This is a genomic window from Bacillus sp. LR--39, assembly GCF_053613335.1.
Genome location: NZ_JBSIOT010000001.1, coordinates 416,563 through 435,634, shown reverse-complemented (window position 1 = coordinate 435,634; position 19,072 = coordinate 416,563). Strand labels below are relative to the sequence as shown.

20 protein-coding genes and 1 pseudogene are annotated in these 19,072 nt (G+C 46.5%); 1 reads left to right on the top strand and 20 read right to left on the bottom strand.

Features of this window, described 5'->3' with window-relative positions; all coding sequences use genetic code 11:
* Positions 1–48: 48 nt before the first annotated feature.
* From recO to rpsU, 15 genes and pseudogenes are all read right to left on the bottom strand, one after another.
* Positions 49–816, bottom strand: a complete 768-nt coding sequence (gene recO, locus ACWHAR_RS02400) for a DNA repair protein RecO (RefSeq protein ID WP_007408287.1) — start codon at positions 814–816, stop codon at positions 49–51.
* 36 nt (positions 817–852) lie between these two features.
* On the bottom strand, positions 853–996 hold the full coding sequence (locus ACWHAR_RS02395; protein ID WP_007408286.1) for a YqzL family protein: 144 nt from the start codon (positions 994–996) through the stop codon (positions 853–855).
* 155 nt (positions 997–1,151) lie between these two features.
* A complete protein-coding gene (era, locus tag ACWHAR_RS02390) occupies positions 1,152–2,057 on the bottom strand; it encodes a GTPase Era (protein WP_007408285.1) in 906 nt (301 codons plus the stop codon).
* Entirely contained in the window at positions 2,038–2,448 is a 411-nt protein-coding gene (locus ACWHAR_RS02385; protein WP_003152976.1) for a cytidine deaminase, read from the bottom strand. Before ACWHAR_RS02385 ends, era begins: the two co-directional genes overlap by 20 nt.
* 123 nt (positions 2,449–2,571) lie before the next feature.
* Complete coding sequence (locus ACWHAR_RS02380; RefSeq protein WP_015240233.1) at positions 2,572–2,946, bottom strand: diacylglycerol kinase family protein; 375 nt, start codon at positions 2,944–2,946, stop codon at positions 2,572–2,574.
* The gene (ybeY, locus tag ACWHAR_RS02375; RefSeq protein ID WP_032873971.1) at positions 2,927–3,400 is read right to left on the bottom strand and encodes an rRNA maturation RNase YbeY; all 474 of its coding nucleotides are present in this window, start codon (positions 3,398–3,400) and stop codon (positions 2,927–2,929) included. Before ybeY ends, ACWHAR_RS02380 begins: the two co-directional genes overlap by 20 nt.
* Positions 3,401–5,533: an HD family phosphohydrolase gene (locus ACWHAR_RS02370; protein WP_007408284.1), complete on the bottom strand. Its 2,133-nt coding sequence runs from the start codon at positions 5,531–5,533 to the stop codon at positions 3,401–3,403.
* An 80-nt stretch (positions 5,534–5,613) separates the two neighbouring features.
* Entirely contained in the window at positions 5,614–6,573 is a 960-nt protein-coding gene (locus ACWHAR_RS02365; RefSeq protein ID WP_007408283.1) for a PhoH family protein, read from the bottom strand.
* Positions 6,537–7,761: pseudogene (gene yqfD, locus ACWHAR_RS02360) on the bottom strand (sporulation protein YqfD). The gene ACWHAR_RS02365 and the pseudogene yqfD overlap by 37 nt, the downstream one beginning before the upstream one ends.
* Before the next feature lie 17 nt (positions 7,762–7,778).
* Positions 7,779–8,060 carry a sporulation protein YqfC gene (gene yqfC / locus ACWHAR_RS02355; RefSeq protein ID WP_003152966.1) on the bottom strand — a complete coding sequence of 94 codons (282 nt, stop codon included), beginning with the start codon at positions 8,058–8,060 and terminating at the stop codon, positions 7,779–7,781.
* Between the two features lie 56 nt (positions 8,061–8,116).
* The gene (locus tag ACWHAR_RS02350; protein ID WP_032873969.1) at positions 8,117–8,551 is read right to left on the bottom strand and encodes a hypothetical protein; all 435 of its coding nucleotides are present in this window, start codon (positions 8,549–8,551) and stop codon (positions 8,117–8,119) included.
* A 27-nt stretch (positions 8,552–8,578) separates the two neighbouring features.
* Positions 8,579–9,571 carry a flotillin-like protein FloA gene (gene floA, locus ACWHAR_RS02345; protein WP_014418409.1) on the bottom strand — a complete coding sequence of 331 codons (993 nt, stop codon included), beginning with the start codon at positions 9,569–9,571 and terminating at the stop codon, positions 8,579–8,581.
* A 24-nt stretch (positions 9,572–9,595) separates the two neighbouring features.
* Positions 9,596–10,912: an NfeD family protein gene (locus ACWHAR_RS02340; RefSeq protein WP_032873967.1), complete on the bottom strand. Its 1,317-nt coding sequence runs from the start codon at positions 10,910–10,912 to the stop codon at positions 9,596–9,598.
* 122 nt (positions 10,913–11,034) lie between these two features.
* The gene (locus ACWHAR_RS02335; protein ID WP_007408278.1) at positions 11,035–11,481 is read right to left on the bottom strand and encodes a GatB/YqeY domain-containing protein; all 447 of its coding nucleotides are present in this window, start codon (positions 11,479–11,481) and stop codon (positions 11,035–11,037) included.
* 14 nt (positions 11,482–11,495) lie between these two features.
* Positions 11,496–11,669, bottom strand: a complete 174-nt coding sequence (gene rpsU, locus ACWHAR_RS02330) for a 30S ribosomal protein S21 (protein WP_003152957.1) — start codon at positions 11,667–11,669, stop codon at positions 11,496–11,498.
* Positions 11,670–11,840: 171 nt separating this feature from the next.
* Between rpsU and ACWHAR_RS02325 the strand changes: the two genes are divergently transcribed.
* The gene (locus ACWHAR_RS02325; RefSeq protein WP_007408277.1) at positions 11,841–12,767 is read left to right on the top strand and encodes a Na/Pi symporter; all 927 of its coding nucleotides are present in this window, start codon (positions 11,841–11,843) and stop codon (positions 12,765–12,767) included.
* A gap of 39 nt (positions 12,768–12,806) precedes the next feature.
* On the opposite strand, the gene mtaB is transcribed toward ACWHAR_RS02325, so the two are convergent.
* The 5 genes from mtaB to dnaK form a co-directional block, all read right to left on the bottom strand.
* Positions 12,807–14,162 carry a tRNA (N(6)-L-threonylcarbamoyladenosine(37)-C(2))-methylthiotransferase MtaB gene (gene mtaB, locus ACWHAR_RS02320; RefSeq protein WP_015417847.1) on the bottom strand — a complete coding sequence of 452 codons (1,356 nt, stop codon included), beginning with the start codon at positions 14,160–14,162 and terminating at the stop codon, positions 12,807–12,809.
* Positions 14,162–14,932 (bottom strand): 16S rRNA (uracil(1498)-N(3))-methyltransferase, encoded by a 771-nt coding sequence (locus tag ACWHAR_RS02315; RefSeq protein ID WP_032873965.1) that lies wholly within the window; start codon positions 14,930–14,932, stop codon positions 14,162–14,164. The genes mtaB and ACWHAR_RS02315 overlap by 1 nt, the downstream gene beginning before the upstream one ends.
* 22 nt (positions 14,933–14,954) lie before the next feature.
* Positions 14,955–15,890: a 50S ribosomal protein L11 methyltransferase gene (prmA, locus tag ACWHAR_RS02310; protein WP_014418413.1), complete on the bottom strand. Its 936-nt coding sequence runs from the start codon at positions 15,888–15,890 to the stop codon at positions 14,955–14,957.
* Between the two features lie 23 nt (positions 15,891–15,913).
* Positions 15,914–17,041 carry a molecular chaperone DnaJ gene (dnaJ, locus tag ACWHAR_RS02305; RefSeq protein ID WP_003152895.1) on the bottom strand — a complete coding sequence of 376 codons (1,128 nt, stop codon included), beginning with the start codon at positions 17,039–17,041 and terminating at the stop codon, positions 15,914–15,916.
* Between the two features lie 186 nt (positions 17,042–17,227).
* The gene (dnaK, locus tag ACWHAR_RS02300; RefSeq protein ID WP_007408273.1) at positions 17,228–19,066 is read right to left on the bottom strand and encodes a molecular chaperone DnaK; all 1,839 of its coding nucleotides are present in this window, start codon (positions 19,064–19,066) and stop codon (positions 17,228–17,230) included.
* Between the last annotated feature and the right edge of the window lie 6 nt (positions 19,067–19,072).

Sequence of the window (19,072 nt, the reverse complement as noted above, 5' to 3'; positions counted from 1 at the left end):
TGCAACATATTTTATAATAAATGATCATATAAAAAGATGGGCAGAATGTCAACTTTTGTTTTCATCCAAAAGGTTCTTCATGCTTTCCATCTGATCTAAAAACCGTTTTGACTTTAAATAAAGTCCTGAATATTCCTCGTAATACAGATCAATGACCCGTTTAATTTCGTTTTTGGTTTCCTGTTTTAACGAGACGCTGCCGAGCCTTCCGATATCAAAGTAATAAAAAAGCCTTAGCAGCCTTGCCGTTTGCGGCGAAATCGGAACTCTGTACGGATCCTTTTCAAAGCAGCGGTGGCAGATAAACCCGTTATCTCTTATCGAAAAATGAAACGTCCCTTCCCCGCTTTTGCAGTGGACACAATGATTCAGCTCCGGATACAGCCCCATGACGCCGAGCATTTTCATCTGCACGATGAAGGTGATCACGTCCGGGTCAGTCCCGTCATTCAGCCTCTTAAAGGATTCGAGAATCAATTCGAATAAATAGGGGTTCGGTTTCTTCTCTTCCGTTCCTTTGTCAGTGAGTTCAGCGATAAAAGCGGCATACGCCGTCAAAAATAAATCTTCTCTGATCGTTCTCATGCTGAGAATCATTTCACCCTGCTGGAGCGTGCCGAGTCCGGATGTTCTTTGCATTAAAAATGACCCGTACAAAAACGGCTGGCTGACTGCTGACAGCCGGCTGGCTGACTTCCTGGCGCCCCTTGCCATGACGCCGATTTTGCCGTGTTCCCTCGTCAGCAATGTCACGATTTTATTCGTCTCCCCGTAGTCATTCGTACGGAGCACGATTCCTTCACATTTAGTCAGCATTTCCGCACCTTCCAACAACGGGAGGGGCCAAGAGGTTTACAAAATTGGAAAATCAATTCGGGCTAGCTCATCTTCCGGTTCTTCGGGTCTTTCCAGGTTCTCTTTTTCCAGTTCTTTAAAAAGAAGGTACGTATCAACACTTCCTGTTTGAGAAAATACGTTCCAGGTAAAATTCAACACAAAAAACCCACCTTTCATCATTAAACTAGCTTTGCAATCCAAATTCTTACCCTTATCTTGACCTGATGTCCTCCTTTTCATGTTAAACAAATTTTGCTAACGAATCCCTGCTTCTGTGAGGTAATCTCACACCTCAGGCATGCGCCTTAGATGAATTAATATTCATCCTCTTTAAAGCCGAAATCACGCAGCTGAGACATTTTATTCCGCCAGTCCTTCTGCACCTTCACCCATAATTCCAGGTAAACGCGTGAGCCCAAAAGAGCTTCAATATCAGCCCGCGCTCTTTTGCCGACTTCTTTCAGAAGCGCTCCTTTTTTGCCGATGACAATGCCTTTTTGAGAATCCCGCTCGACCACAATGGTGGCGGCGACATGGACGGAGCCGTTTTCCTGCCCTTTAATGGACTCGATGGCGACAGCGATGCTGTGCGGCACTTCTTCCCTTGTCAGATGGAGCACCTTTTCCCTGATCAGTTCAGAAATAATGAACCGCTCGGGATGGTCAGTCACCTGATCGCTCGGATAGAACTGAGGCCCTTCCGGTAAATACGCTTCAATCTGCGCGAGAAGGGTTTCGACGTTGTTCCCTTCCAAAGCTGAGATCGGCACGATTTCCTTAAACGGATAGCGCGTACGGTACTCATCAATTAACAGAAGCAGCTGGTCAGGGTGGATCTTATCAATTTTGTTTACGATCAGAAAGACCGGCGTGGACGTCTGTCCGAGCTTTTCAATGATAAACTCGTCGCCTTTTCCGTACCCTTCTTCGGCGTTAATCATAAATAACACCAAGTCAACTTCTTTCAGCGTATTCTGCGCCACTTTCATCATAAAGTCGCCAAGCTTGTGCTTTGGTTTGTGAATGCCCGGTGTATCAATAAAAATGGTCTGCGACGTGCCGGTTGTCAGCACTCCTTGGACTTTATTTCTTGTCGTCTGGGGTTTGTCGCTCATGATGGCGATCTTTTGACCGATGACCCTGTTTAAAAAGGTAGACTTTCCTACGTTCGGTCTTCCGATGATAGATACAAATCCTGATTTAAAGCTTTCGTTCGTCATGTAAATCCTCCGATGAAAATGCGCCCGGCAATAATTCTTCCGCAGTCATTTCTTTTATTTGTCCTTGTAAGTTGGTCAGAATAACAAGCATATCCTTTGAGCACAGCTCGGAAATTACTTGCCTGCAGGCTCCGCACGGCGAAACCGGTCCCGGAGTATCCGCAGCCACGGCGAGCATCGCAAATTCCGTATCCCCCTCGGAAACAGCTTTGAATATCGCCGTGCGTTCAGCACAGTTGCACATGCTGTATGCCGCATTTTCAATGTTGCAGCCTCTGTACACTTTTCCGTCTTTGGTAAGAAGAGCGGCTCCCACTCTGAAATTTGAATACGGCACATACGCTGTGTCCCGCGCTTTTAATGCTTCTGCAATCAATTCTTGTCTGTTCATGTGTACTTAATTCCTCTCTTACCTTTATCCTGTATGATACCGCTGTCACTTTTATTTTACATAATTATGATTGGTTTTTCACGCCCATTTTTGGCAATGTAAAATAATTGTAAGAATCTTCTGCTAACATATCTTCGGCAAGAAGATGAGTAAACCAATGATACACGATATTACGGCAAAGACGCAAACGGCTCCGGCGGCCGCGTCCTTTGCCGCTTTTGCGAGCGGGTGATACTGATCGGTAACTAAATCCACAACATGCTCTATCGCCGTATTTAAAAGCTCCAAAGCAAGCATCCCTCCGATCAGCATCAAAACAACGGCCCATTCGGCTGTGCTCAGCCCGGTGAGAAAACCGCAAACGATAACGGCGCAGGCCGCGGTAATATGAAATTGAAAATTCCGCTCTGACCGCGCCGTTTTCCAGATTCCCCTCCATGCATGGACAAAGCTCTTCAGGAACCTGCTCCACTCGTTTTTATGATCTCGTGAGTCCATACTCATCCAGCAAATCCTTTTGCTTTGAAAACATTTCTTCCTCTTCTTCTTTTGTCATGTGATCATAGCCAAGCAAATGCAAAAAGCCGTGGACGGCCAGAAAACCGAGCTCTCTCATAAATGAATGGCCGTACTCTTCCGCCTGCTCTTTCGTTCTGTCAGCGCTGATGATAATATCTCCTAAAACAGGCGGCATGTCGGCGCCTACGATTTCAACCTCGTCTTCGCCTTCTTCTTCAAGCGCAAACGAAATGACGTCAGTCGGAGTGTCTTTTCCCCGGTAGTCTCTGTTGATTTCTCTGATTTCCTCATTTGTCACAATCGTGACCGATACTTCAGCCTGATCCTGAACGCCTTCTTTTTCCGCCGCGAATTGGAGCAGCTTCTCCACTTCTTGGAGCGCATCAGCTGAGACGCTGTTCGTTTCATCAATAATATCTATGAGTAAACCCATTTATTTCACCTTCTTCGTAGCCTCCGGATATTCAATCCGGGAGTGGAAAATTCCTTTTAAAGTCGCACATAGTGTTTTTGCGATCGTATCCAGTTCTCGGAACGTGAGATCACATTCTGAGAATTGTCCGTCCTGAAGCTTGTCGGATATAATTCCCCGCACCAGTTTTTCGATCCGCTCGGGATTGGGGTTATGCATGGAACGGACGGCGGCTTCAACGCTGTCGGCCACTGAGATAATAGCCGCTTCTTTCGATTGCGGCTTCGGCCCCGGGTAGCGGAACTCTTTCTCTGTAATCTGGTCGCCCTTTTCTTTCGCTTTATAATAAAAGAATTTCAAAAGGGACGTTCCGTGATGCTGCTCCGCGATATCCACAAGCTCTTTCGGAAACTTATAGCTTCTGAGCATATTCGCACCGTCTGTCGTATGTGCGATAATGATATTTTTGCTGAGCTGCGGAGACAGCTTGTCATGCGGATTATCCATATTCATCTGATTTTCAATAAAATATTGCGGACGTTTCGTTTTGCCGAGATCGTGATAATACGCTCCGACCCGTGCTAAAAGACCGTTTGCCCCTACGGCTTCACAAGCCGCTTCCGATAGATTTGCCACCATGACGCTGTGATGATATGTACCGGGTGTTTCCGTTAAAATCTTTCGAAGCAGGGGATGATTCGGATTAGACAGTTCAATCAGTCTCATCGTTGAAAGAATGCCGAATCCCGTCTCAAAAAACGGCATCAGACCGATAATCAAAACGGATGAAGCAAGTCCCGAGACGACCCCCATCAGCATCAGCGTTCCGATTTCAACCGGTGACAGCGCCGTATTTTGTATTAATAAAAGCGACAGCACGATAATCATATTAATAAATGAGACGAACAGTCCCGTCTGCAATATTTTTGATCTCGCATTATGTTTTCCCAAAAACAGAATGCCTGAAATGCTGCTGATTAAATAGTAAATGCCGATGACGTAATTAAATGTTCCCGTCACACCCTGATTAAACATCATACTGCCGCAGATCGCCAGAATGATGCTTCCTAAAATGGCGAGCCTTTCATTGAGCAGCAGCCTGATTAAAATCGCGCCGGCGGCGATCGGCACAAGATAGCCGATATTGGTGTATTCAATCTTCTGAAAGAGACTGACGACTTCCATAATGACGAGAATAAGCGTTGTAATGATAGAAAACAGCAAAAGAGATTTATTTTTCAGCTTAAGCTCCTGCTGCTGTTTCTCAAAATAGTAGACAAGCGTGGCGATAAACAGACCGATCATCAGAAGCAGACCGCTGATCGGTTTTAACAGGTTGGAATTATTCAAAAGACCCGTCAGTTCAAGCTTCCTGTATACTTCCCGGTCGATCAGATCATTCTCTTCCACGAGAACCTGTCCCTGTTTGATCTGTACCGGCTGGACGCTGTCTGACGCTTCCTGGCGTTTCTCATCGGTCGCTTTCGGATCAAATACGTAATTCGGGATGACCGCGTATTTTCCGATTTCAGTCGCAGCCGCTAAATATTTTGACGGCACAGAAGCGCTTTTCAGCTCTTTTGCGACCTTATCCTTCGCTTCAGCAAGCTTTTCAGAAGGAATTTCACTGCTCATCACCGTATTCACCGCGGTAATGACGGAATCCCTCACAAATGAGAAATCTTCATTGTTTGCATGGAGAAGCGATTTAATGGCATCTTCCGAGACGGATTCATTGACATCCTGTGTCAGCTTGTTTTTCACCGATTTTACCAGTGATTTTTCCGAAGGTGACTTTTTGTCTTTTTCCGCATCTTTTTTCACTTCGCCGATGCTGTCAAAAATGGAAGTGATCAGGTCAAGCCGGTTGTCGGTATAGCCTTTTTTCAGAGTGTATTGGTCTTCCACCGCATCTTCGGCCGCCTGCTTTTTCGATTCCGTCGCCTGCTGATCTTCCACTGTGGCGGGCGCGTAAATCGTCTTATCACTGACTGCAAACAAATCCAAATTAAGTGATTCAGGTTTTACATGAATAAAGAGCAAACCAAACATGATCGCTGAAAGCAGCAGGTACAGCAGCACATGGGCTGAGCGGGCATGTCTGAAACTGCGGAACCGTTCCCGGGCGCTTTTGCCCTTTCCCTTCTTTTTCAAAACAAGAACCTCCTCCCTGAAACATCAGGAACACATCATATAAAAATGACCCGATAACGGGAGATCGGGTCATTTTTGCATTACTTTTGCTTATCATAAGCTTCAATAATTTTTGCAACAAGCGGATGCCTGACCACATCTGTCTGGTCAAGTTCAATCACGGAGATGCCGTTTACGTCCTTCAGCATGTCCTTCGCTACTGCAAGTCCCGATGTGACGCCTTTCGGCAGGTCAATTTGGCTTACGTCGCCCGTAATGATCATTTTAGAGCCAAAACCCAATCTCGTCAAAAACATTTTCATTTGAGCGGGAGTGGTATTCTGGGCTTCATCAAGAATCACATACGCGTCGTCAAGCGTCCGCCCTCTCATATAGGCAAGCGGGGCGATTTCGATAACCCCTCTTTCCATAAGACGCTCCGTATGGTCGCTTCCGAGCACATCATGGAGCGCGTCATACAGCGGGCGCAGATAAGGATCTACTTTTTCCTTTAAATCTCCGGGCAGAAAGCCGAGGCTCTCGCCGGCTTCCACAGCGGGTCTTGTTAAAATGATTTTTTTAATGTGGCCGTTTTTTAAAGCGTGCACCGCTTTTACGACCGCCAAATAAGTTTTGCCGGTTCCCGCCGGCCCGATGCCGAACACCATGTCGTTTTTCTTCATCGCCGCCACATATTCTCTTTGGCCGATGGTTTTGACACGGATCGGTTTGCCTTTAGCCGTTTTCGTTATTTCCTCTTCATACATGCTTTCAAAATAGTCCAGTTCATCTTTTTTTGCCATTTTCACGGCATACAGCACATCACGTTCCGAAATCTCGATCCCCTTGCGAATTAAAGTAAGGAGCGAGCCCAATAATCTGTCAGCGATCTCAAATGTTTCATCATTCCCGGAAACGTAAATGGTTTCACCGCGTGTGATGAGGCTAATGCCCAGATCCTTCTCCATTAAATGTAAAAAAGCATCTTGGCTGCCGAACAAAGAAAGTGCTTCGTCCGGGCTTTTCAGTTTGTGATTAATCGCAAGTAAATGTTCTGCCATTCTTTAGTCTCCCTGAACAATAGGTGTGGTTTGAACGATATCTTCTATAACTTGGTAGAGAATAATCAACTTTACTTTACCATTCTCAACGGATTGGTGCAAAACTTTTTCACTTTCCACCTCTCCGCTGCCGTTTAATCGCTTTTCTACATCTTGTCTTCCCATTTTGATACCGGCCTGAACCGCTTCGCCTTTCGTATAAGTCCGCACGGATGTTTCACTTTCTCTTGTCTGTTCTTGAACGTAAGAAACCGGAAGCTTCATCCCCAGAAATTGAAACGGATGCTTTTCTTCCTCTGTTTTCGGATGTTTCAGCGGCTTCTCATTAAATTCAAAGCCCCAAAAAGGCACGCCCCATGATCCGAAAGACAGCTTGTGCTTCGTCCTTACTTTACCCGTATATAGCGTAAATGATGTTTCAAGAGGCACGGTTACTTCTGACTTGTACCATGTTTCTCCGTAAATTTCCGCTTTTGAGGCAACTTTCCGGTCTTCATTTCCGATCAGTCCTGAGACGAGGAGCTGTCCTTTGTCAACATGATCGTTCACAAAAGCCATCGGCTGCCCCTTTTGCACGAACATCCTTTTGATGACCGCCTTCTTTTTGGCAACGATATGGCGGGGGCTCACGTACTTTTCTTTTGTCGGTTCGTTTTTTTCGACCACTTTCATATGAAGGGCTGTCCCGTTCAATTCCACACCGACCCACGTAATATTATCGATACCGTTTGTTAATGATTTTTGAATTTTCTCCGGCGTCATCATTAAAAATTGCAAACGGCCTTTTTTTACACCGATTTCTTCAAGGTGCTTTACCATCTGATGCTCGGTCTCTGGCTTGGCCCCTTTAATATCAATTTCCCAAATCATGTTGGACAAAAGAAACAATATAACAAAAAATATCACAAATCCCGCAGTGAAACCCAGATTTAATTTTGATTTGAGAAGCAGAAAGGGAAGACCCTTTCTTTTTGTAAAGCTTGCTTTGCATTCATGTTTTCTGATGACTCTTCTGAAAGCATGTACATCTTGAAGCTGAATCATCAGCAGAACACAGTCTTGCTTTTTTTTCACCGCAAAGATGGCGATTCCGTTTCTCGTGCATTCATTCAGCAGCCGTTCAATTCCTTTTCCTTTGACTTCCATTTGGACTTTACCCGAAAAAAATGACAGCCATTTGTTTTTCACATTATTTCCCCCCGGCTTTATGAATCGACATATCGTACGTGATCTATCGTGCCTTCCAAAAGGATTTCCTCAGGAAGGATTGCCTTAATGACCAAGTTTTTTCCTGATATGATACACTGCCCCTGCTTGAGCATCAGCCTGACTTCTTCTTCGCTGAACAGCAGGAGGCCTCTGTGATTCTCTATGTAGATATGAAGTCTGCCGACCATCGTAATACGAGGCAGATCCATCATAACGTCCGGGGGAATTTCCAATGCTCTTGTCAGCCATGCCTTTACACGATTCTTTCTTTGCCCCATAAAAAAAGAACCCCCTTTCATCTCATATGTATGATTTGAAAAGGGGTTCTAACACTTTATTTTTTACCGATGTTCCGCATGGTCCGGTGCGGTTTTTTTGCACGGGGCGGCCCCAAAACCTCACTGAATATAATGCCTTGGACCGCAGTTTCTTTATTTATTTTGAGGGCTGATTTCTTCAGAGACGCGTTTCGTGCGCGTGGGGATGTCAGCTTATGTTCAAGCCCGTTAAACATCTGCTCCGTCTCCGAAAGGCGCTGTTCAGCTTCCCTTCTTTTTTGCTCAAAAGGGTTCTCTTCTGAAACGGCAGGCAATTCTTCCGCTTCCGGCTTATGCTCTTTCTGCGGCTGTTTTTGATCCTGCTTTTTTGCCTGATTTCCGGGACGTGTACCCGGCGGACATTTTTCATCTTTGTTTTTCTTGCCGAATATTGCCGATATAATGCCGATGACGGCGGCAATGACGAGCGGATTTGTCAGAATCTCGTGCATATAGCGGCTCCCTCCTTAATAGAGAGGTTATTGTTGGTCTTCATCTTGCTGGTCATTCGTCAGCTTGCCGATAGAATCCCTCATGTCCGTATCCGCGTCGATATTTTTTATGTTCATATAGTCCATGACGCCGATGTTTCCTTCACGCAACGCTTCTGCCATCGCAAGCGGCACTTCGGCTTCTGCTTCCACGACTTTCGCACGCATTTCTTCTACGCGAGCGCGCATTTCCTGCTCTTGGGCGACCGCCATGGCGCGGCGCTCTTCCGCTTTGGCCTGCGCAATGTTTTTGTCTGCTTCTGCCTGATCCGTCTGAAGAATCGCTCCGATGTTTTTGCCGATATCAACGTCGGCGATGTCAATCGAAAGAATTTCAAATGCAGTGCCTGAATCCAGCCCTTTGCCAAGTACGGTCTGCGAAATCATATCAGGGTTTTCAAGTACTTTTTTATGATTGTGTGAAGAACCGATTGTCGAGACAATCCCTTCTCCGACACGGGCGACAACCGTCTCTTCTCCCGCTCCTCCGACAAGGCGCTCAATATTGGCTCTTACCGTGATTCTGGCTTTTGCTTTTACTTCAATTCCGTCCATGGCGACACCCGCGATAAACGGTGTTTCAATGACCTTCGGATTGACGCTCATCTGTACGGCTTCCAATACATCACGCCCGGCCAGGTCAATGGCTGCGCAGCGTTCAAATGTCAGCTCAATATTGGCGCGCTGTGCCGCAATCAGGGCATTGACCACCCTGTCGACATTACCTCCGGCCAGATAATGGCTTTCGAGCTGATTTGTTGTTGCGGATAGGCCGGCTTTGTGCGCTTTAATTAACGGATTGACAACGCGGCTTGGTATGACGCGCCGCAGCCTCATCCCGACCAAAGTGAAAATGCTGATTCTGACTCCTGCCGCAAGCGCCGAAATCCATAGCATCACCGGTACAAAGGTGAAGAATATGGCTAACACAATAATGGCAGCAGCAACTAATGCTAAAATCGCCAAACTTGACAGTTCCATCTAATTCCTCCTCAAGGTTATCATCTATATTTCTCTCACGACAATGCGTGAGCCTTCCGCTTTCACTACTTTCACCTGTCTGTCTTTTTCAGTGAATGATCCTTCCGAGACGACATCCAGACGTTCATCATCAATAATGACGGTGCCTGACGGTCTGAGGGCTGTAGCGGTAACGCCGACTTTTCCCAACAGCTCCGTCCGGTTCTGATTTGAAACATAACCGCTCTCCGTGCTTGTTGAATCAGTTAATATTAATTTTTTAAAGAATTTCATTCGTTTCCCCAACACCCTTGTTAATATGATAAAGGCTGTAATAGACACAGCAATGGCGATCAAGAGAGAAACCGCCATTACGGTAAAGCTACCCGCAGCGAGAAAGAGGCTCGCGATGACGCCTGCAATACCGATAAGACCGATTATGCCTCCGGGCAGGAATATCTCTAAAAGGATAAAAACGAAGCCCGCGCAAAATAAGAATACGCTGTCATAGCCGGCGAATCCGGCAGCGATATGCCCGGTGAAAAACAGCAGCATGGCCGTCAGTCCGACGGCACCCGGTATCCCGAGGCCCGGCGAGAACAATTCAATGGTCAAACCAAGCAAAGCAAGCGTTAATAAGACGGGGACAACAAACGGATTTGTCAGCCATCGGCCCAGTTTGCCGACGAAACCTTCTTCTGCATGGTGAACATCCGCTTTGTCAAAACCGAGCTTTGTATATAGAGCATCAAGGTTTGAAACCGTGCCCTCCGAATATCCGACTTCCTTGGCTTTTTCAGCTGTCAGTGTCAGCAGTTTTCCCTTTGGGGCGCCCGCTTCCTTTGCATTAATGGCGGGATCTGCCATGGCCAGGGCGTATTTCGGATTTCGGTTGTTTTTAACCGCTGCGTCCTCCATTTCTGCATGCCACAGTGATTGGGCCTTTTTGTCCGCCGCGTTTCCTTTTCCGTCGATGATGGCTGCGGCACCCATTTTTCCGCCCGGCGCCATGTAGATTTCATCTGCCTGAAGCGCTATATACGCTCCGGCAGAAAGCGCCCGTTTATTAACGTAAGCGGTAACAGGCACATCCGCGCGGCCGATGATATCCGCAATATCCAAGGCTGATTGAACGGCGCCTCCCGGTGTATTGATGTCAAGAATAATGTGTGACGCGCCGGACTCCTTCGCTTCTTTGAAAGAACGCGATAAAAACGAGGCGAGCCCCTGTTCGACATTTTTCTCAACCGGGATGACATAAACCGATGGGTGATCAGCTTTCACGTTCAATTGAACCCCTAATAAAGATAATACAAATAAGCCCAATAGAGCAACAGCAATTCCGGTTTTTTTTCGGAACAAGGCAAATATACCCTCCTTCCCGTTTCGTTCTTCTTTATATACGTAACAAATGTACTTTAGTTTCATTTTTTTATGTATAAAAAAAGACATCTCTCAAGGAAAGATGTCTTTTTTCTTGTCAATTAAGATAATTGACTGCTGACGAGTCTGTTAATTACGCTGCCGTCAGCTTTACCTTTTACTTTAGGCATAATAGCACTCATCACTTTGCCCATGTCCGCTTTGGAGCTCGCACCGACTTCAGCGATGGTTTCATTTACGATTGTCTGCAGCTCTTCTTCAGAAAGCTGCTTCGGTAAATAAACTTCTAAAATGTCCAGCTCTTTTTGAACTTTATCTACTAAATCTAAACGATTAGCGTTTGAAAATTCATGGAGGGAGTCTTTACGTTGCTTAAGTTCACGAGATAGGACAGTAAGTTCCTCATCCTCGGTCAAACTGTCTTTCTTAAGCTTAATTGCTTCGTTTTGAAGTGAAGCTTTCACCATTCGAACGACAGTCAGTTTGTCTTTCTCACGGCTTTTCATATACAGCTTCATATCTTGGTTAAGTCGCTCAAGAAGACTCATAAATCCACCCTCTTTTAGAATTTGCGTTTTCTAGCAGCTTCTGACTTTTTCTTGCGCTTTACGCTAGGTTTTTCATAAAATTCGCGCTTTCTTGCTTCTTGCAAAGTACCTGTCTTTGATACACTGCGTTTGAAGCGACGAAGAGCATCTTCAAGCGATTCGTTTTTTCTAACGACCGTTTTTGACATTCTCTTTCCCTCCCTCCGAATACACCAATCGACTACCTTTAAAAAGATACATATATAAACATGTACTTTGACATTATAATATAAGCCATCAGTCAGGTCAACTAAGCGAGCTCACTTTTCCGTCATGAATAAGGCTGCTTGTCTATATAATGATGGAAAGGGGTGTTTCGTTTGATGATACTGATTCTCTTTACCGCACTTATCCTGGTTTTTTTACTCGGAATGAGCCTGCTCAGGCAGGGGCTGATCGCATTAACGTATTCAAAAATTGAGAAAAGCCTGCTCTTATTTACCGACCACCCTTTGAAAGCTTTTCTCATAAGCATCGTGTTCACTGGTTTTCTTCAGAGCAGCTCAGCCTTCATGGTCATTGTCATCGGCTTTGTCAGCGCAGGCGCTTTATCTTTTAAACGGACCATTCCGATGATTCTCGGCACGAATGTCGGCTCCACGTTTACGACGGAGTTTTTAGCCATAAAGATGGATGTGCTCATTTGGGTGCTTTTTATCGGAGGCCTTGTGTTTATCCTCCTCCGTAAATATCCGTTCAGGCAGATCGGCATAAGCTTCCTCGGTCTCGGCATCATCTTTTTTTGCATCACATGCTTCAGCCGGCTCGCCGTTCCGCTGACAGAAATGAAGGCGGGGGCGGAGGTTTTGCGACATGTGAATGATTCGAGCTGGTCCGCTCTTTTTATCGGTATGATATTGACGGCAATCATTCATTCAAGCTCCGTCTGCATCGGCATTTTGATGAGTTTTATGAACGAAGGGGTGATCGGCATTGAACAAGCGGTCAGCGTCGTTCTGGGATCTAATATCGGGACATGCGTCACGGCCGTCATGGCTGCTGTTTCAGGCGGTTATGCCGCCAGACAGACCGCCGGTGCTCACGTTGTGTTTAATATTCTCGGCGTGCTGCTCGTATTTCCCTTCCTGTCCGCATCAGCAGGTTTTACGGAGCGCCTGTCTGATGATCCCGCGCAGATGATTGCGCATTTCAGCCTGTTATTTAACGTAGTCACCGCCCTATTGTTTCTGCCGTTCACACATTTGTTTTACCGGCTGATTGACAGGCTGATTCCTCCGAAACCGTAAAAAAACCGATGCGGGAAGGCACCGGTTTTTTTACATATGTTATGAAGACATGCGCATGTTTCGGGTCATTTCATCCTCAACGACGCGGACGAATTGTCCTTCATTGTACGGATAGCCCGCTTTTTGAATTTTGACTTTGACAAGTTTGCCGATTAGATCTTCCGTGCCTTTGAAGACGACTTTCATGTAATTGTCCGTATAGCCGACGAACATGCCGTCTTCATCAGACTCTTTAAACGTCTCTTCAGGAATGATTTCCAGAACCTCTCCTTCATAATCGGAGGCGTATTCTTTTGCAAGCTGGTCAGACAGCGCGATCAGCTTATGCACCCGTTCGTTTTTCACGTTCTCGTCAACCTGGTCTTCCATTCTGGCCGCAGGTGTTCCGGTGCGTTTGCTGTAAGGGAATACGTGAAGCTCTGAAAACTTATGTTCTTTAATGAACCGGTATGTTTCCATAAATTCTTCTTCCGTTTCACCCGGGAAACCGACGATGACATCAGATGTGACGGCTAGACCCGGCAGCGCTTCTTTCAGCTTATTTAAACGGTCCGCGAAAAATTCCATCGTATATTTGCGTCTCATCCGTTTCAGAACGGTGTTTGATCCTGACTGAATCGGGATATGAAGGTGACGGACGATTTTATCAGACGCATCCAGCACTTCAATTACTTCATCAGTGATTTGGCTTGCTTCAATAGATGAAATTCTGATCCGCTTCAATCCTTCTACACGTGTATCAAGCTCGCGGAGAAGCTTGGCGAAATTATAATCTTTCATATCTTCGCCGTAGCCGCCCGTATGAATCCCCGTCAGGACGATTTCTTTATAGCCGGCATCCACCAGCTGCTGCGCCTGTTTAATGACTTCTTCCGGATCGCGGGAACGAAGCAGGCCGCGCGCCCAAGGGATAATGCAGAACGTACAGAAGTTGTTGCAGCCCTCTTGGATTTTTAACGACGCTCTTGTGCGGTCAGTAAAAGCGGGAACATCCAGCTCTTCAAACACGCGTGCTTTCATAATATTGCCGACGCCGTTGATCGGCTGGCGCTCTTCCCTGTACTGCTCAATGTAACCGAGCATTTTTTCACGATCCTGCGTGCCGACGACGATGTCAACACCCGGGATGGCCATTATTTCTGCCGGAGAGGTTTGCGCATAGCACCCTGTTACGCAGATGACGCCGTCAGGATTTTGGCGGATCGCCCGTCTGATGACTTGACGGCTTTTTTTATCTCCCGTGTTTGTTACCGTACATGTATTAATGACATATACATCTGCTGTCTGTTCGAATTCTTTTCGTTCATAACCCGCATCTTTAAACAGCTGCCAGATTGCTTCTGTTTCATAATGGTTGACCTTGCAGCCAAGGGTATGAAAAGCAACAGTTGCCATTACTGATCACCTCTTAATAACTCTGTATGATAGGAAACTGCGCTTAACGCGTAAAGAGGCGCAGTTTCAGTCCGTAAAATTCTCGGTCCGAGGCCGCATAAGACGGCGCCTTTTTCTGAAAGCTGATGAACTTCAGACTCAGTCAGACCGCCTTCAGGGCCGAATACGATTAAAAGAGACGAACCTTGCGGAAGGCTTTTGAGCTCCGCGGCGAAAGCGCCCGTTTCTCCCTGCTTTGATGACTCCTCGTATGCAACGACACATTTATCGACATTCTCCGCCATTTCAAGCAGCTGCCGGAACGTATGAACGGTTTTCACTTCGGGAATTTCATTGCGGTACGATTGCTCCGCCGCTTCCTTCGCGATTTTCGCCCATCTCTCCCGTTTTTTCTTTGCCTTTTTGTCGTCTAGCTTAACAACGGATCTGGCGCCTTGAAAAGGGATGAACATACTTGCCCCCAGCTCGGTCCCTTTTTGGATAATCCATTCAAGCTTATCACCTTTCGGAAGGCCGCTTGCGATCCTGATCTTCAAAGGCAGTTCACGGTTTTCACCCGTCCACTCAGCAATGCTGCATGATATATGATCTTTAGAAACCTCTTTAAGCAGGCAAAACGCTTCATGGCCGTCTTTCGAACAGCAGATAATCCGGTCTCCCGCACTCATTCTCATGACGTTCGCTATATGGTGGATGTCTTCCCCCGTGATTTGAAAATCAGGAGTTTCGTCCATCTCCTGCTTCGTGAGCTCGATAAAATATCGTTGCATACGCTGTGACACCTACTAACTGTTATTTTTTCGCGATGATGCTGACCCAATCTTCCATAGACAGAATTTCTATGATAGTAAAGCCGGCTTTTTCCAACGCTTCTTTTACTTCCTGTTTTTTCTGGCCGATAATGCCTGAAGTGATAAAATGGCCTCCGTCTTTGAGCAGGTCGTACGCCTGTGATGTAAAGCGGAGAATCACTTCTGCCAAAATATTTGCGACAATGACATCATGTTCGCCCGTGATGCCGTCTAACAAATTGTTCTGCTTCACTTCGGCCGTATCACTCACTTTGTTCAATTTCACATTCAGACGCGCGCTTTCAACAGCGACCGGATCAAGGTCATACGCATGAACCGATTCGGCCTCAAGCATGGCGGCCGCGATGCTTAAAATTCCTGAACCGGTGCCGACATCAATGATACGGTCGCCTTTTTGAACGATACGTTCAAGCGCCTGAATGCACAGAACTGTTGTCGGATGCGTTCCGGTACCGAATGCCATACCCGGGTCCATTTCGATAATCAGTTCATCTGTATGAACAGGTGTGTACGTTTCCCATGTGGGAACGATCGTGAACTTTTCAGAAATTTTCACAGGATGATAATACTTTTTCCAAGCTGTTGCCCATTCTTCTTCATTCACTTCAGAAATGGTGATTTTGTTTCTGCCCAAATCAATGTCGTACAAAAGCAGATTATTAATCGTCTCTTTAATGCCGTCCACCGTTTCGCCGAGGAAACTGTTGATCGGCAGATACGCTTTGACAATGACACCCTCATCGGGGTAATCATTGGGGTCGAGCTGGTAGATTTCCCCGTAAACATTCTCACGCTCTTTCATTAAATCAAGCGGATCTTCGATGACAACCCCGCTCGCACCAGCTTCATGCAAAATATTTGAGATGGGTTCGACCGCTTCATGTGTTGTGTGAATGCTGATTTCGGACCATTTCAAAACTACCAACTCCTATCCAATCATTACTCGCCTTTAAATGCGCGTTTTACTTTGTCAAAGAAACTCATTTCTTGTTCATCCGGCAGGTTTCCGCTGACTTCAGCGAACTCGCGGATGATGTCTTTTTGTTTGTCTGTCAGATTCGTCGGTGTGACGACGCGGACGACAATGTGCTGGTCGCCTTGTCCGTAGCCCCGGACGTTCTGAACGCCTTTGCCTCTTAATCTGAATTTCGTGCCTGTTTGTGTGCCGGCAGGTATTTTCAATTTCACTTTTCCGTGAAGCGTCGGCACTTCCACTTCGTCTCCGAGTGCCGCTTGGGCAAACGTTAACGGCATTTCGCAATAAATATCGTCTCCGTCGCGCTCAAAGAACTCGTGGGCGCGCACATGGAATACGACAAACAGATCTCCCGCAGGCCCTCCGTTCACGCCCGGTTCACCTTGGCCCGGAACGCGCAGCTGCTGTCCGTCATCCACACCGGCAGGAATCGTGACATTGATTTTTTTCCGTTTTTTCACTTTGCCCGTGCCGCCGCAGTCAGAACACTTGTTTTTGATGATTTTTCCTGTTCCTTCACAGTGGTGGCAGACTCTTCGGTTAACCACTTTGCCAAACGGCGTGTTCTGTTCGACGTTCAGCTGGCCTGAACCTCCGCAGTGCGAGCACGTATCCGGCTTTGTTCCCGGCTTCGCGCCAGACCCTTTACATGTTTCGCAATTCTCTTCGCGCGGAATTTCAATGATCGTTTCTTTTCCGAAAGCCGCGTCTTCAAATGACAGGGTCATTGTATACTGCAGATCCGCGCCTTGCCGCGGCGCATTCGGGTCACGGCGTCTCGTGCCGCCTCCGAAGATGCTTGAGAAGATGTCATCGAAACCGAAGCCGCCGAAGTCTCCGCCGCCTCCGAAACCGCCGCCGAATCCCTGGTTAGGGTCTGTATGGCCGAATTGGTCATATTGAGCGCGTTTTTGGTCGTCTGAGAGCGCTTCGTACGCTTCTTTTACCTCTTTGAATTTTTCATCTGCTCCGGATTCTTTATTGATATCAGGATGATATTTTTTTGAAAGCTTCCGATAGGCTTTTTTGATTTCATCCTTTGAAGCGCTCTTACTTACCCCAAGCACTTCATAGTAATCACGCTTACTCATCTCGCTTCACTCTCCCGAATTTCTCACATAAATTAGATTGTATCATTTTGAATTATGTTTTTTCAATTCCTTTTATCCCGGGCAAGAAAAAAAGTCAAAGCCAAGAGATGCCTGACTTTGACTTTCTGTCTGTTGAATCAGAATATGCTGTGTGTTCTTCCGCCTATAGCCTATGCGGGAAAGAACTTATTTTTTCGTTTCGTCGTCTTTTACTTCTTCGTATTCCGCATCGACAACGTTGTCGTCCGCTTTTTTGCCTTCAGCGTTTGCTCCGCCTTCAGCCTGCTGCGCTTTCGCCGCTTCTTCGTAAAGCTTCATAGAAAGCTCTTGAACGATTGTTTGAAGTTCATCTTTTTTCGCTTTGATGTCTTCAATTTCGTTTTTCTCGATAGCGGCTTTCAGCGCGTCTTTCGCGTCGTTTGCTTTTTTCACTTGCTCTTCGTCCACTTTGCCTTCCAGATCTTTTAATGTTTTTTCCGTTTGGAACACAAGCTGGTCAGCTTCGTTGCGGACTTCGATTTCTTCTTTTCTCTTCGCATCAGCGTCAGCGTTTTCTTCCGCTTCTTTTACCATGCGTTCGATCTCATCATCAGAAAGACCTGAAGAAGATTTGATTGTAATATTTTGTTCTTTTCCTGTGCCTAAGTCTTTCGCTCTTACGTTTACGATACCGTTTTTGTCAATATCGAAAGAAACTTCGATTTGCGGTACGCCGCGCGGTGCAGGCGGGATATCAGTAAGCTGGAAGCGGCCGAGCGTTTTGTTGTCGGCAGACATCGGGCGCTCACCTTGAAGAACATGGATATCAACAGCTGTTTGGTTGTCAGCAGCGGTTGAGAATACTTGAGACTTGCTCGTCGGAATTGTCGTGTTGCGGTCGATCAGTTTCGTGAACACGCCGCCCATTGTTTCAATACCGAGAGAAAGCGGTGTAACGTCAAGAAGAACAACGTCTTTTACGTCTCCAGTGATGACGCCGCCTTGAATCGCTGCACCCAGCGCTACAACTTCATCAGGGTTTACGCCTTTATGCGCTTCTTTACCCGTTTCTTTTTTGATTGCTTCCTGTACGGCAGGAATACGTGTTGATCCGCCGACAAGGATAACTTTATCGATTTCGCTTGCAGAAAGATCCGCATCTTGAAGAGCCTGACGGACAGGAGCCATTGTGCGCTCAACAAGGTGAGCGGAAAGCTCTTCGAATTTAGCGCGGGTCAGTGTCAGCTCAAGGTGAAGAGGACCTGCTTCTCCCGCCGTGATAAACGGTAAAGAAATTTGTGTGGATGATACGCCGGAAAGATCTTTTTTCGCTTTTTCAGCCGCATCTTTTAAACGCTGAAGCGCCATTTTGTCTTTTGAAAGATCAATGCCGTTTTCTTTTTTGAATTCTGCTACGAGATGATCGATGATGACTTGGTCAAAGTCGTCCCCGCCAAGACGGTTGTCACCGGCAGTTGAACGGACTTCAAACACGCCGTCGCCAAGTTCAAGAACAGATACGTCAAACGTACCGCCGCCAAGGTCGTAAACAAGAATTGTTTGGTCTTCATCCGTTTTATCAAGTCCGTATGCAAGCGCTGCTGCAGTCGGCTCGTTGATAATACGCTCTACTTCAAGACCGGCGATTTTACCGGCATCTTTTGTCGCTTGGCGCTCAGCATCGTTGAAGTATGCAGGAACCGTGATAACGGCTTTTGAAACTGTTTCGCCGAGGTAGCTTTCAGCATATGCTTTCAGATGCTGAAGGATAATAGCTGACACTTCTTGAGGCGTGTAGTCTTTTCCTTCAATTTCCACTTTATAGTCAGTACCCATATGGCGTTTAACAGACATGATTGTGTTAGGATTTGTGATTGATTGGCGTTTCGCCACTTCCCCTACTTGGCGCTCGCCGTTTTTAAATGCAACGACTGACGGAGTCGTACGGTTTCCTTCAGCGTTGGCGATGACTGTAGGCTCTCCGCCTTCAAGCACTGCCACACATGAGTTTGTCGTACCCAAGTCAATTCCGATTACTTTACTCACTTTGAA